We start from the raw sequence: 14,543 nt of genomic DNA on the forward strand, positions 1-14,543 counted from the left end.
TTCTTCCTGTCGATTGCTATCCAACCTATGTTCGACGACGCATCCTCTAAACCTCTCTCGTCGGTTCCTTTACCCAATCCCGAAACGGAACAAGTAGACGCACTGCAACATGAACAAGAAATGTTGAAGGTGCTATTGGATAATGTACAGACTGGAATTGTGGCTTGTAATGCTCAAGGGATTTTGACGCTGTTCAACCAGGTTGCCCGCGAGTTTCATGGCCTGCCAGAACAGCCTTTACCACCTGAGCAATGGGCAGAATATTACGACCTCTATCGGGCTGATGGCAAAACGCGGATGGCTCAACATGAGATTCCGCTATTTCGCGCTTTACAAGGAGAAACAGTTCACAACGTTGAAATGGTGATTGCGCCGAAGGGAAAAATGGCGCGGACACTGCTGGCTAGCGGACAAGCCATCATCGATGCTCAGGGGAATAAGCAGGGCGCGGTGGTCGTGATGCACGACATCACAGAGCGTAAGCAGATGGAAAATGTGCTGCGAGAAAGTGAAGCTCGGCTGTTTAGCATTTTTCAGACGATTCCCGATGGCGTCATTATTCTGGATCAACATGGACAGATTGCAGCAGCCAATTCAGCCGCAGAACAAATTCTCGGGTTGACTGGTGGCGTCTTAGCCCAGCGCGTATATAACGATCCAAATTGGTCAATTACAACCCTGGATGGGCAACCCTTTCCTGAAGAAGAACTACCGTTTACCCGCGTGATGCAGACTCGCAAGCCTGTTTACGCTGTTGAACATGCCATTAGCCACGCTGACGGGACAAGAAAGCTCCTTTCGATCAACGCTTCTCCTTTGTTTGATACAGAAGGACATCTAATTCATGTAGTTGCATCCGTCAGCGACATTACCGCTCGCAAACAGGCCGAAGTGACGCTGCAAGAATCAGAAGAACGCTATCGTTCGGTCATTGAAACAGCGGCTGAGGGCATTGTGCTGCAGTATGCAGACGGCACTATCTTTACCTGTAATGTCAGTGCCGAGCAAATTTTAGGACTGACCGCGGCTCAAATGATGGGGCGCACCTCCCTTGATCCTCGCTGGTCTGCTATCCATGAAGATGGTTCACCATTTCCGGGTGAACAGCATCCAGCGATGATTACGCTGCAAACGGGGGAACCCCAATCCAATCAGGTGATGGGGGTTTGCAAACCTGATGGGACGCTGACTTGGATTTCAATTAATACCCGTCCACTCTTTCAAGCCCATGATCCAAAGCCATTTGCTGTGGTGGCTTCTTTTTTTGATATCACTGATCGCAAACAGGCCGAGACGGAACGAGATCAGTTAATTCGCGAACAGGCAGCTCGATTGGAAGCGGAAGCGGATCAGCGGCGATCGGCCTTCCTGGTAGAAGTCAGCACGGCTTTGGCGTCTTCTTTGGATTATGAACAAACGCTGCAAAGTGTTGCCCAGTTAGCTGTCCCCTATTTTGCTGATTGGTGTTCGGTGGATCTATTGAACGATGACGGCAGCATCAGCCGTGTGGCCGTGGCTCATTCTGATCCGGAGAAGGTGCAGTTTGGTTGGGAGCTTGCCCAACGCTTTCCTCGACATCTGGATGATGGATACGGTGTTTCTGAGGTGATGAAAACGGGTCGTAGCGAAATTGCGATCGCAATTACCGATGAGCAACTGGCAACCATTCCGAATCCTGAATATTTGGAAATCTTACGCGGCATCGGTTTAAAGTCCTGTATCGTCTCGCCTCTCCAGGCGCGGGGCCGGGTCATGGGCGGCATTTCGTTTGCCTTTGCCGAATCAAATCGCCACTACAGTCCTGCTGATTTAACGTTGGCGGAAGACTTAGCCCGGCGTGCTGCGATCGCAATTGATAATGCTCGCTTGTACTACACAGCACAGCAGGCCAAGCAAGCCGCTGAAACCGCTGCTGACCGCACAGCTCGGCTACAGGCTGTGACAGCCGCTCTGGCTGAATCGTTAACCCCTGAACAGGTTGCCAATGTGGTGGTGGAGCAGAGTGTCGCAGCACTCGGAGCAAAAGCCGCTCTGGTGGCGCTGGTCAGTCCCGACAGAACCGAACTTGAAATTGTCCAATCAATTGACTGTCGCCCAGAGTTAATAGAGTCCTGGCACAAATTTCCAATTGATGCCGATGCGCCACTGGCAAAAGCCGTTCGGACTGGTCAACCCCAATGGCTAGAAACCCTGGCCGATCGAGTTGCCCGCTATCCTCATCTAGCCACCGCCTATAGCCATTACAATTTTGAGTCCTGGATGTCACTACCGCTGATCGTAGAAGGCGTCTCAATTGGCGGCATCGCGCTTGGCTTTGCGAGTTATCGACATCTGAGCCAAGCTGACCGCGAATTTATTTTGGCTCTCAGTCGTCAATGTGCCCAGGCCATCTCACGCGCCCAACTATATGAGGCCGAACGTCAGGCCAGAGCCGAAGCTGAACAGGCGAATCAGGTGAAAGATGAATTCTTAGCGGTGCTCTCCCATGAGTTGCGATCGCCACTAAATCCGATTTTGGGCTGGTCTAGACTGCTACAAACTAAGCATGACAATTTGGATACCTTACTGCGCGGTTTGCAAACAATTGAACGCAACGCCAAACTGCAAACTCAATTAATTGAAGACTTACTAGATGTTTCTCGAATTTTGCGCGGCAAACTCAGCCTCACCGTTGCACCCGTCGATCTCAAGTCCACCATCGACGCCGCAATCGAAACTGTCCGGCTAGCGGCAGAGGCCAAAAAAATTGATTTGCAATTTACGGTTGTGGATTTTGACTCGAATGATCATGCATTAGATGCTCTAGACTTCAAAATGTCCAATCCTCGCTACCACGTTTCTGGAGACGCGGCTCGCTTACAGCAGGTCGTGTGGAATTTGCTGTCCAATGCCGTTAAATTTACGCCCGATGGTGGTCGAGTCGAGGTGAAGCTGGAACAGGCTGTCTCACCGACTCAGCGAGCCATTGCCCTGTCCTCTCATTACGCCTATGCCCAAATTACCGTCACCGATACTGGGCAAGGCATCAAAACCGAGTTTCTGCCGTATATTTTTGAGCGCTTTCGCCAAGCTGACAGTAAAACCACCCGTAAATTTGGCGGGTTGGGCTTGGGTTTAGCCATTGTGCGTCAATTGGTTGAACTACACGGAGGAACGGTTCAGGTAGATAGCCCTGGTGAAGGACAGGGAGCCACCTTTACGGTGCGGCTACCGCTGCTGAGCAAACAGATCGCTCGCCCCATCGAAGAACCTTATCCCCTCACGCCGCTATCATCTTATCCGCTCCTAGGCGTGCGAATTCTGGTTGTGGATGATGCCCCCGATACCCGTGAACTGCTGATGTTTGTGTTGGAAGAAGCAGGAGCCAGCGTTTCATCGGTTTCATCGGCGATCGAAGCGCTACAGTGGTTAGCCACGTCAAACGGCAAAATTGACGTACTGATCAGCGATATTGGAATGCCTGAGATGGACGGCTATATGCTGATGCGACACCTTAAAGCTCAATTTGCTGAACAGGACAATTCAACTCCACCCTTCCATGCGATCGCACTAACTGCCTACGCAGAAGAAGCCAACCAGAAACAGGCTCTAGCCGCCGGATTCCAGCGCTATTTGAGCAAGCCAGTTGACCCCAACGAATTAATCGATGCGATCGCAAGTTTAGTCAATTAATGCCTCTCTCATAACCGTTACACCCCCCTTACAAATTTATTCCAACAATTTTCATCACGGCCTCTACTGTCCCTGACCACGCTCTACAGCCCTTTACAGCCTTTTCCTTCACCCCAATTTCATAAAACGTTGCGGATCTTTTCGTTTTTTTTACATTCCACCTGTAGATTACAGAGTCGAAGTGCTTATTCAGGAGCAACGCACATGTTGAACACGCCGAACTCTGCTCACTGGTTAAAGGTTTTGTCCGGTGCAGCCAGTCTGATGGGAGCTAGCTTGTTCCTAAGCTTGCCTGCACTAGCAGAGTTAGAAGATTCTAAAACGCGATCTCTATCGTCTGGTGCTGCCGCTGAAATAGATATGGTAGAGACCGAGGCGGTTGAGGCTGACGTAGAGGAAGTTGCTGAAGACGCAGCCGTAACTGACGTAGGAGAAATTGCTGAAACCGAGGCAGTGGACGCTGAAGCCGAGGTAACTGGAGTTGAACCAGTTGGTGCTGAAACTGACCTAGAAGCCAACTCAGAGCAGCCGATGGCGGAAGAAAATACGGCTGAACTGGGTTCCCTAGAATCCGAGCTGTCGCCTGAAGCAGACGCTGGCATGGAAACCGAGGTTGAGCTAGATGCGGCTGAAACCTCGATGCCGGAAGCCATGCCTGAACTGTCGGGCACGGAGCCTGAAGCCGTTGATGCTGAAGAAGACGCCACTGAAACCGAGGCCATTTCTGAGGAAACCGTAGAAGAAACCGATGAACTCAGCGCTGAGGATCTAACCGATACAACCGATACTGAAGCTGCCGTTGAAGAGGTAGAAACCGAGGTTGAAGCTGGACTCGAAACCACTCCGACTGATTCAGAAGCCGTCGCTCCTGTCGAAGAAGCGCCGCTAGAAACCAGCGACACGCTGTCGAATGAAGGTGCGATCGCAGAAGAAATTAGCGACACCACCATGCCTGAGGCGATGCCGGAAACAATGGAGCCAGCAGCCCCAGCTCCAATGGGTTCGGACATGGAATCTGACGTTGAGCCTGGCGCAGACGTACTCACAGAACCCGCTGAGGAATCAACTGAGCTAGACACCTCGGTTGAGCCTCAAGAGCTACAGCAGTTTGCCAGTGCAATTCCCGTACTGCAAAACCTAGAGCAGTCTGCGCGTGAAGAAGTTGATGCCATCATTGCTCAATCTGATTTAACCCCGCAGCGATTTAATGAGCTCTATCTGGCCCAAGCTGAAGGATCATCTCCTACCACCGCAGCAACTCCCGAAGAACAGGCTTCTTTCGAGGACTTGGTTAGCCAAATCGAATCCATCGAAAGCGAAACACTATCTCAGCAAGATGCTGCCATCCGCGCTGAAGGATTAGAGCCTGCGCGGTTCACCGAAATCATGGCAATGGTGCAGCAGAATCCTACGCTCCAAGAGCAAGTGATTCAAATGATGCAGCCTGCTGCTCCTGAACAGCCTGCTGCTCCCGAACAGCCTGCTCCTGGTGTTCAGTAGACGCAATTAACCAAACCAAAACGTCTAAATCCAAAATCCAAAGTCTAAAATCCAAAACCAAAACCAAACAACCCAATCATCCTTGTCAGCCGTGATACCACAACGGCTAGCACCGCTGACAAGGCTCCGGTTCCGCCCCCCTGATTTGTTAACCAAGTCAGGGGCTTTTTGGTCGGCGTTCGCTGCGGTAATTTTCTTTATCAATGGTGTAAGAGATTGGGGGTGAGTTTTTTGGGGGGTGATTAGTCGTCGATTGAATGCGGATTTGAGGGGCTGAGGTGGCGGCAATAGAATGGGGTTCTGAGGTTGAAGAGTCTGAGTGTGGAACGGTTGGTTTGGCAGAGCCTTCAGAGGCTGGGGGAGCTGAGGAGGAAGCGGACGTTGAATCTTGGAACGGCAGACTGTTCTGTTTGGAATAGTTGGATGCGATCGCAAGTGCTACCCCAGCCAGGATGAACACAGGTAGCGGCAGTTCAGCTAGCTCAAAACCAGTCATATCAATACCAATCAGGTGAATCAGCCAGCGATAAAACTCGGTAGCCCCAAACAGCACCACGAAGCAAATAAGCCAAAAAACAAGCATGAAGTCCATATGGTAATGGTATTCAAATGATGTTTCGTCAAGTGTGAGCTAAGCGCCCGCAACAAAACATCATTATCCTCTGAGGACTACCGTCTCAGTAGCTGAGCATACTAAATATAAAGCCTCAAACCCTGCACTGCCCGCTGCGCGGGCGGCGCAGGGTTTGAGATCGTTTTTTTAATTACACCCAGGTACTTAGGAGCGTGAATTAAATAGCCTGTCAATCATTCCATCCGTAGGGACACGGCAATGCCGTGTCCCTACCCCAAAGATTTCACCTTATTAAATTCACGCTCCTTATCAGAAGGCAATTCTACAGTGCAAACCGCATCAGCAAACCTGCTAAGCCCTGAATCAGATTTGCAAAACTGCCGCGAGCGCGAGGAGGCTTGCTAGCCGCTTCTTCAATTGCATGCACTTCCTCAACAAACCGCTGCGCAGCGGCCTGACTCTGCAAATCTCCCTGCTGACCAAACAAATCTGCCGCTAAAGTTGAATCTGCGATCGCGCCTTCCGCATCGATCATCTTATAGCGTGCTACCGCCCGTGCTAGATAAGCTGGAGCAAATTCAGGCTGAAGCTGAATCGCTTGGCTAAAGTAATCCACCGCAACCGGATAGTTAGCTTGCTGTCCGGCTTCAATTCCCCAGCGATAGTAGTCGTTAAAACTAAAAACACCGTCTGGCAAACCAATACTTTGCTGAATATAGGTGCTGCTGAGGTCAACCCCCTCCATATTGGCTCCATATAAATAAGCACGGCGCAAATCGGTGCCATTCAAAATAGCGCCTTGCAAATTCGCACCACTAAGATTCGCTCCTTGTAGCATTGCCCCCGTCAAGTTTGCTCCCTGCAAATTTGCGCCGACCAAGTTGGCCTGACTCAGATTGGCAAACGTTAGATCAGCACCACTTAAATCCACACCTGTTAAATCAGCATGAACTAGCCCAGCTTGCTGTAGTTGACATCCTTGACAAGCTCGCGTCGAGAGCAACTGCTGAAGTTGGGCAATATCCTCTGCTCGCACAGGTGAAACTGCGGAGAGTCCAAGAACAACGGTGGCGCTGGCCAGGGAGAACAAACGCATAGTGAACCTCATCTGCTGCATTAACCCGTCTAGTGTCTCTAAAAAAAACTGAGATGCCCACAATCTTACATAGAGTGTAATAGTGTTTCTGAACAAAGAGTCAAGCGTGAAAATCTGTCTTTGATTTAGACTTTCAGCGATGGCTACCAAAGATGCGTCTACTAGATCCATTGGCAAATCTCGTATTGTGCCATCAATACCCGCATCCTTGTTTGTTATTCACTATTGTTGAAATGCAAGACAAGCATTTGATCGGCCAAATCGCTGCATAGTTCTTGCTGTGCTGGCCAACCACGTACTGGCTGAAGAAGGCGGATGGAGAAATTTTGAAAAAGCCAGCTAATATTCTTGGTGCTCTTTTTCAATAGAACGCGATCGCACTTTAGGTTTCGTTGGAATAAAGTGCGATCGCGCAACTTAAATTGTTTTCTGTCAAGCTTTTTTACCTTCACACAGCTTGCAAATTTTCAAGTTAGCATCTTTTGCTTCTTCTTCTGTTTGAAAAAATCGACATCTTGCATCATCGCCAGGATGCTCTATTCGAGGGTATAAGTGACAACCACTGGGGATATGATATTTGGGACGATGATGCAAGGCTCTAATCGGCGGATATTCTTCATCAGACTTGGATTCTCTATCTTCCACCGTGAAAACCCAGGTCAACAATCGCCAAGTTTTATATAAAGTTCCTGAACTTGTAAATTTGATTGATTTAGTTTCCAATCTTTCCAGAAGATATCTCACCTCTTCTACGGAAGGGTTTCTATCTGAAACAGATCCATCAATTAGTTCATCTAGAATTTTATTGATTTCCCTATTTAAAAGAATTTCATCGATAAATTCCAGGGTCACAAAATAGCTGAATAAGCCATATCCATTCTGAAGCATAGTTAAGAATGGATAATATTCCTCTTGTAGAGGTTTTAATCTCGTTCCAATGGCTTTTCGAACATCCTCAATTTCTCTAAGCGACCACAAGATAGTATCTGAATCGGAGCTGCCAGTTTGAAGAATTTTTAATATATTTAATAGGAGCCAATAACTTGAGTCCAGCTTCTTTAATCGATTTGCCTCAACTTTATCATTTGTAAAAGGAATGTCTTGAGGCTTACCAAGTTGGCTAATTCTTTCTAGTCCTTCTATCCACAAATTCGGAATAGAATACTCAAGTTCTCCTTGTGAAACTCTTAAGCTCTCTATAAAACCGTTAATCACATACTGAAGTAGCGACTTGGCAAGCTGATTAGGAAATGCATGTTTTGCTCCTAATCCGAGAATTGACCAAGTAACTGTAACTCGCACAAGCAAGAAAAGAGCATTGAAATAATTACAAAGCCTTTGCCTAAAAGATGTAAATTCTAAATCCGTTGGAATTTCGCTAATCAACGAATCTGGCGAGGCAAGGAATACCTTTATATCTATATCACCGAAAGTGATTGGTTGTTTTGTTACCTCCTACGAAATCTCCATCTTTTACTTGAACAGAATTAATATTCGTTGAATTAGTTCCAAAGGAAGCCTGAAAAACACTACTATTTTGATTGTCCAACTTCATTAGTTCAGAAACTAATTCTTCTAGCTCTTTTCTAAATCTATTATCACTAATTAAAGATTCAAGAAGAGTATTCTTAAAAGCTTCTGGATTTTCTTGCGCTTTTTGAAATTCGGGTTTGTCAAAGAACTTAGTTGCCAATAGACCCATTAACTTTTGTAAGTAATCTTTAGCATCTGCACCTGCTTTTTCGATTGCACCGTTAGAAAATTGTATAAGCAGATACTTTACTGCTTGTGTTGCTAATAGTTCTGGAAGCATTTGTACTAATTCGCTTGAGCTAATTTCAACTAAAGTTGTAGCACATTAGTAGTTGAAAAAATTGCTGTGGCTTAGATGAACTCATGAAACCAAGCCATCCTCTGCTTAAGTGCGATCGCAAATCTCGCAGCTTGGGTTGAGTAGCGAACATAAGCTAACCTGGCAATTAAATCAGCATCTTGACCTTGCGATTTGAACTCGTTTAAACGCAATGGAGGGACGAGATATTCTCGTCCCTCCATTGCTAGAAATGTGCAATCTCTGAATGGTTAAAAGAACCAGCCGTAGCTATGCAGCCCTTTGCCGAGCAGATTTACACCTAAATAGCAAACCCAGACCACAACAAATCCCGATGCCGCGAGAATTGCAGGCTTACGGCCTTGCCAACCTTTTGTAATCCGTGCATGGAGATAAGCCGCAAAGACCAGCCAGGTGATCAGCGCCCAGGTTTCCTTCGGATCCCAGCTCCAGTAGGAACCCCAAGCTTCATTTGCCCAGACCGCTCCAGCGATAATTCCAATCGTTAGCAGCGGAAAGCCTAAGCCAATGATGCGATAGCTGATGTTATCCAACGTATCCGCTAAGCTGAGGCGCTGCGGTGACAAAGGTTCAGCAGACGTAACGGTGTTTGTCCGCTCGATCACAGCCGTACCGCCGCCATCGGCAAACGTCAACGGCTCAGCAACAGGTTCACCCTGACGCTTGAGCTGATAGCGCTGGCTAGTGGAACGGAAGGAACCTGTACCGACGGAGCTGCCCTTGAGTTCAATATCCTGACCACGAGTGACGACAAGAAATGCGATCGCAAGTAGCGAGCCCACCATCAGCGCCGCATAGCTAAGCAGCATGACACTAACGTGCATCATCAGCCAGTTAGACTTGAGCGCAGGCACCAGCGGTTCCGAGTGCTGCATGGCATCGGGTAGCGACAGTGCCGCAAAAGCCGTAATTGCCATCGTTACAGGAGCGGTTACGGCTCCGACCAGGCGACTTTGGCTCATCTGCTCCGCTAGCAAGTGCATGGCCGTAATGCCCCAGGCCACGAAAAACAGCGATTCATACAGATTACTCAGCGGAAAATAACCCGCCTCAATCCAACGGGCCGCCAATAGTGCGGCGATGCACAAATTTGCGATCGCCATGCCAGCGGTGCCCATTTGCGCCAATGCTGGAATGCGCGGAAAGGCCACTCCAGCCCAGTACATCAACATGGTGATAAACAGCACGGCAAACGATGCGTTATCGAGCCAGCCCTGTAGCGTAACTAAATCCATTCCGGATCTCTCCGAATAAAGCTTTTTGTAAATACTGTTACTTATTCTAAACGTTTCTCAGACGCGATACAGCCACAATAGCGAGCTAATCGCTAATCAGAAAACCACGTTGCATAGGAAACTCGCCCATCCTGATCAACCGTCAGGTAGCGTCTCTTTTGCAGTTCATGCACAATCGCTTCTTTATCCGCATCAGAAATTCCCCCCTGAAACTGAAACATTGTGCCAATAAAATTTAACAACTTGGCTCGTTTGGTGGGTTTGGATTTCATTAGCCGCTCAGCCACATATTCAATCGTCTCGAAATCTGTAATTATCGCCCGCCTGCTGTCTGGATTTCTCTCTTCCTCTTCTTGCCGAGCTAGTTGAATCAGATACTGAGCTAGGCGGAATTTATCTCGGTAAGAAAGCTGTTCACACAGTTTCGCTAGTTCGCCATAATCCATGCTGAGCCTCGATCCGTTAGAACGGTTTAATACAATGCCGGTTAAAAACCAAGGCTTTAGGCTGTGTGGACTAGCTGAGCCAGCTCACACAACCTAAATTGGGTCTGATACTTGGCTGATTGACAAAAGTTCCCTACGTAGGTTGGGTTGAACAACGTGAAACCCAACCTCAATCACGGTTTTGTTGGGTTTCGCTAGCGCTCTATCCAACCTACGAAAGAACAGGGGGAGCAAGAGTTTTGTCAGTCAACCAGACGGATTTGGATATATAGCCATAGTCATACTGGTTAGGGCGTTTTTGTGGTGCAGCTTTGCCACGCCATAAAAACGTTCGTGTCCTAGTACAGAGCTGACTACAGCGATAACCAAAATATGTAAATGAATAGATTACCGGAACGAAGGCGTTTTGGAGACATAAGTTTTTTAGGCATAAATCATGGTGATATCACACCACGATTCATGCCCCAAAATCCTGATAGCGGATGGTTGCGAAGATTACTCTGGGGGCTGCTCCGCTGGCGTCTCCACTGGAGATTCTTCCGGGGTAGGTTCAACGGGTTCCGGACTGGGCAAGGCACCAGGGCGCTCACCCTTTGCCAGCGAAACGTTGACATCGTAGCGGATGGTGCGAGGGTTCAAGATGGATGCCGTTACGCCAATCGCTTCAATTGAGTTGGCCACCTCTTGGCTTTGGGGCGGGAAGGGCGGCAGTGGAATGCCATCGGTATTCAAAAATCGGTTCAAATCAATATAGAAATGACCATTATTAGAATCCGGGCTGTCCAGCATCACTGTCCTGTACGGCTGGCTTTCGGCCAACGAAGGAGAGGGCTGCGCCAGAATCCGCTGGGCGGCAGTGGGGCCAATCGCCAAAAAGACCTGATTACCTTCTAGCCAGCCGCGAGTTAGCGTCAATGCGCCAAAGGGAGACACCCAGTTCACGACGGATTGACCGCCCATTTCTGCTGACTCCACCTGGAAACGATACCGACTCGACAGCACTTCATCTAGCTTCTCAAAGGTTTGTTCCGCCAAAGCGCGATCGCTGGGCTGCACGACAATCACTGGTGCTACCGTTGCTAGGGGTTGGGTATTAGGATCGTCTAATTCAGGAGCCGCGATGGGTAGCAGCGAAAGGGAAAACTCGCCATCCATCCAGTCCAGCAAATCGGTTTCCAGATTTAGACCCGTAGTCGATTCAAAGCCAGCGCGGATATTTTCCGGATGCAGTGGCGTTAATGGCCGACCAGCTCCATTTTGGGCATAGTCCTGCCAGAGCTGTTTTAGGTTGCTGCCCGATACCATCGCTAGCGTATCTGAAGGTAGCAGATCAGGAATTTGTCCAACCGCATTGGTCACTTGGTAAGTAAACTCGCTGTCCTGCGGTAGCCAGGCAACGCCAGCAAACTGCACGCCATTCGGCTTTAGCCCAACTGAGATGGCTAAACCCTGGTTGTTTTGGAACGTGGACAGGCTTTCTGGCGACACGGGCTGATTGGAGTTCTGAGCTGCGATCGCAGTTGCGGCAGGGACATTGACGTACAGCCGCGCGACTAAGTTATCAGTTTTAATCTGGTTGAAGGCGTTGCGATAGCCAGCAATCTGAGCGATGGACTCTTCTCCCTTGAAGGTATCGATTGTGGAGTCAAGGGCGCTGCCATCCGTGGCTAACACAATATAGTTGGTGTCGAAAACGGCTGCCGAATAGTCAGTTGAATCTTCAGCCGTAAACTCTTGAACTTCGACCCCTTTATATTCGCGAGTGGTACTGTCTTTCGTTAACTCTGAGTCGGCCAGAATTGCCTGCGCTTTGAGCGGATCAGCAATCGGCAACACGATGACCAAAGGCTGAGAGTCGTCGAATTCACCAAAATTTCCCTCACCAAAGTTCTCTGAAGCAGACGGCTCCTCCGTTTCAGTTTCAGCATCCTCGGTTTCGGTATCCGCCGCTTCGTCTTCAACTCCTAAGTCGGTATTTGGATCCGTGGCTTCAGGTTCAGCATCCGGTGCAGTCCCCTCTGCTGCGCCATCCGTCGGCATGAAGGCAATCGTGACTTCGTCTCCGACCCAAGGCTCGATGTCCTGCTCATAGTTCAATCCATTGGCCGTCAAAATGCGATCGCGCAGGTTGGCCAAGTTCTGATCAAACGAGGCTTGAGTTGTGGGTGTACCAAAGGAGCGAAGCGCTCTCCATTGCCCTTCATCGGTCGAGATGGAAATCGCCATCAGAGCCTCATCTGGCACAACGTTTGCTCCAGTCGGCAGATCTTTCGGCAGCACGCCGCGACGGGTCAATACCCAGTAAGCTCCGGCCCCGACTCCGATTAGAAGAGCCACAGCACCAATGGTTAGCAGTAAGGGAGATTTTTTCACTGGCATGATGTATGAAGCCGCTTCAGGAAGCAACGACGCAAAACTGCCCTGCTAATCTAGCAAAGATCATCCACTTCGGAACAAACTTCACAAACCTGCAAACTAACGATTTCCGGCAACCATTTTCCCTAAACCGTTGTCCAGATTAAGGCTGACCTGATGGCTCACGCCGCTTTGACTGCGATCGCAAATGCTTTTAGCCTAAACAATGCCTACTACTTCAAATTAGACAGGAATCTCAATAATTGCCCCAACTCTTCAAACACTATTCATATAATTGAGTTGCCAATTAAAGCTTTGGCTTATCTGGCTTCCTGATCCGTCGTTATCACATCCACAAGGACGTTTAAATTATGTTAAAGCGCATTGCTACTCCACTTGCGATCGCAACCACAATCTGCGCTGTGCTCCTGGGTTTGCCCAATATTGCTCAAGCCGCTGATTTACGATTCGTGGATTTAGAAGGTGACGATGCCGAAGGAGTCTTTACTCCGCTAGTTCCGCGCAGTCCAGGCATCTATGGTCTAGAAGCGCGAGGTGGGCGTCCTGGCAACCGCGATTGGGAAATTGGCGTTGGCATCTGGACGAGTCAGCCCAATCCAGGTGGCCCTCGCAACTTCAATGAAGCCAATTTTGACTGGTCAGCGCCGGGTCTGTTCGATTTTGAGATGAGCTGGCTAGACGACATCCTGTCCGTCACCATCGGCGGCAAAACGGTGCAATACGCGGCAGATTGGCTGATTGGTAACACTATCAAAATTTCAGCCGTTGGCGATGCTGTTTTCAACCTCGATACGATTGACGATCAATCTTTACCCGGTAGTATCGCAGGCATTCCCGGCAATGGCACACTGCAAACGTCCTATGTGACGGGCGATTTAGTTACCGATGGCTGGCTGATGACGGGCACAATTGATATCGCAAACGGCGGCGGTTCGCGCAATGAAGTGCTGATTACAATGGGCAATTTTGAACCGGATGTGGCTGTCCCCGAACCCGCATCGGTCTTGGGCCTGTTGACGGTGGGAAGTGCGATCGCAGGTGGTAAGTTGATTCAACGCAGAAAACTTGGTTAAAGGCTGTAGGAGGCTGTAGAGGGTGAAAAAACGTAGTCGCTAGGCGGCTTTTAGAGGGCTGCTGAGTCGTACAACACGCATCGCAAAGGTATGAAATGAATGTACAGATTATCTTATTCGACGGATTTGATGAGCTAGATGCGATCGCACCCTTTGAAGTTCTGCGACATGCGGCAGCATTGGGTGCGGAGCTGCAAGTTGATCTGGTGACGCTAGATGGCTTAGCTGTTACAGCCTCGCATGGCCTACAGGTGCAGCCCCACGCCAAGCTGGACGTTAATCAAGACATTGATCTTTTGATCGTACCGGGTGGCGGTTGGGGCGATCGGGCTGAGCGAGGCGCATGGGCCGAGACGCAGAAAGGGGATATTCCTGGCGTCATTGCTCATCTGCATCACAAGGGAGTCACCATTGCCTCCGTCTGTACAGGCGCGATGCTAGTGGCTACGGCAGGCTTGCTCAAGCATCGCTCAGCGACAACCCATCATGTTGCCAAAGCCGATTTAGCGAACGCAGGCGCTAATTTAGTGAATACTCGTGTAGTTGATGATGGCAATATTGTTACCGCTGGCGGCGTTACGTCTGGTTTGGACTTGGCGCTGTGGCTGCTGGAGCGGTTTTTTGATCCGCAGTTAGCCCATGCAGTTGAGCTAGAACTAGAGTATGAGCGTCGCGGCACCGTTTGGCGCTCAATTTTGCGATCGCAAACTTAAATTTCT

Annotated in this window: 11 protein-coding genes; 4 read left to right on the forward strand and 7 right to left on the reverse strand. The window is 49.2% G+C overall.

Features of this window, described 5'->3' with window-relative positions:
• Positions 1–27: 27 nt before the first annotated feature.
• Together AC286M_RS26505 and AC286M_RS26510 are read left to right on the forward strand one after the other, a co-directional pair.
• Positions 28–3,672 carry a PAS domain S-box protein gene (locus tag AC286M_RS26505; protein WP_488207232.1) on the forward strand — a complete coding sequence of 1,215 codons (3,645 nt, stop codon included), beginning with the start codon at positions 28–30 and terminating at the stop codon, positions 3,670–3,672.
• A gap of 204 nt (positions 3,673–3,876) precedes the next feature.
• Positions 3,877–5,172, forward strand: coding sequence for a DUF4168 domain-containing protein (locus AC286M_RS26510; RefSeq protein ID WP_488207233.1), 1,296 nt, complete (start codon positions 3,877–3,879; stop codon positions 5,170–5,172).
• 157 nt (positions 5,173–5,329) lie between these two features.
• Here AC286M_RS26510 and AC286M_RS26515 read toward each other — a convergent pair whose 3' ends face one another.
• The 7 genes from AC286M_RS26515 to AC286M_RS26545 form a co-directional block, all read right to left on the reverse strand.
• Positions 5,330–5,755 carry a hypothetical protein gene (locus AC286M_RS26515; protein WP_488207234.1) on the reverse strand — a complete coding sequence of 142 codons (426 nt, stop codon included), beginning with the start codon at positions 5,753–5,755 and terminating at the stop codon, positions 5,330–5,332.
• A gap of 313 nt (positions 5,756–6,068) precedes the next feature.
• Positions 6,069–6,842, reverse strand: a complete 774-nt coding sequence (locus tag AC286M_RS26520) for a pentapeptide repeat-containing protein (protein ID WP_488207235.1) — start codon at positions 6,840–6,842, stop codon at positions 6,069–6,071.
• A 432-nt stretch (positions 6,843–7,274) separates the two neighbouring features.
• A complete protein-coding gene (locus tag AC286M_RS26525; RefSeq protein ID WP_488207236.1) occupies positions 7,275–8,228 on the reverse strand; it encodes a hypothetical protein in 954 nt (317 codons plus the stop codon).
• A gap of 37 nt (positions 8,229–8,265) precedes the next feature.
• Positions 8,266–8,655, reverse strand: a complete 390-nt coding sequence (locus tag AC286M_RS26530) for a hypothetical protein (RefSeq protein WP_488207237.1) — start codon at positions 8,653–8,655, stop codon at positions 8,266–8,268.
• Between the two features lie 269 nt (positions 8,656–8,924).
• Complete coding sequence (ccsB, locus tag AC286M_RS26535; RefSeq protein ID WP_488207238.1) at positions 8,925–9,929, reverse strand: c-type cytochrome biogenesis protein CcsB; 1,005 nt, start codon at positions 9,927–9,929, stop codon at positions 8,925–8,927.
• Positions 9,930–10,021: 92 nt separating this feature from the next.
• On the reverse strand, positions 10,022–10,375 hold the full coding sequence (locus AC286M_RS26540) for a hypothetical protein (protein WP_488207239.1): 354 nt from the start codon (positions 10,373–10,375) through the stop codon (positions 10,022–10,024).
• 495 nt (positions 10,376–10,870) lie between these two features.
• Positions 10,871–12,712, reverse strand: coding sequence for a DUF3352 domain-containing protein (locus AC286M_RS26545; RefSeq protein WP_488207240.1), 1,842 nt, complete (start codon positions 12,710–12,712; stop codon positions 10,871–10,873).
• 389 nt (positions 12,713–13,101) lie between these two features.
• Here AC286M_RS26545 and AC286M_RS26550 point away from each other — a divergent pair, with 389 nt between their 5' ends.
• Entirely contained in the window at positions 13,102–13,824 is a 723-nt protein-coding gene (locus tag AC286M_RS26550; RefSeq protein WP_488207241.1) for a PEP-CTERM sorting domain-containing protein, read from the forward strand.
• Positions 13,825–13,919: 95 nt separating this feature from the next.
• On the forward strand, positions 13,920–14,537 hold the full coding sequence (locus tag AC286M_RS26555) for a DJ-1/PfpI family protein (protein ID WP_488207242.1): 618 nt from the start codon (positions 13,920–13,922) through the stop codon (positions 14,535–14,537).
• Positions 14,538–14,543 lie beyond the last annotated feature (6 nt).

The sequence above is a fragment of the Thainema salinarum CENA647 genome (assembly GCF_057732415.1).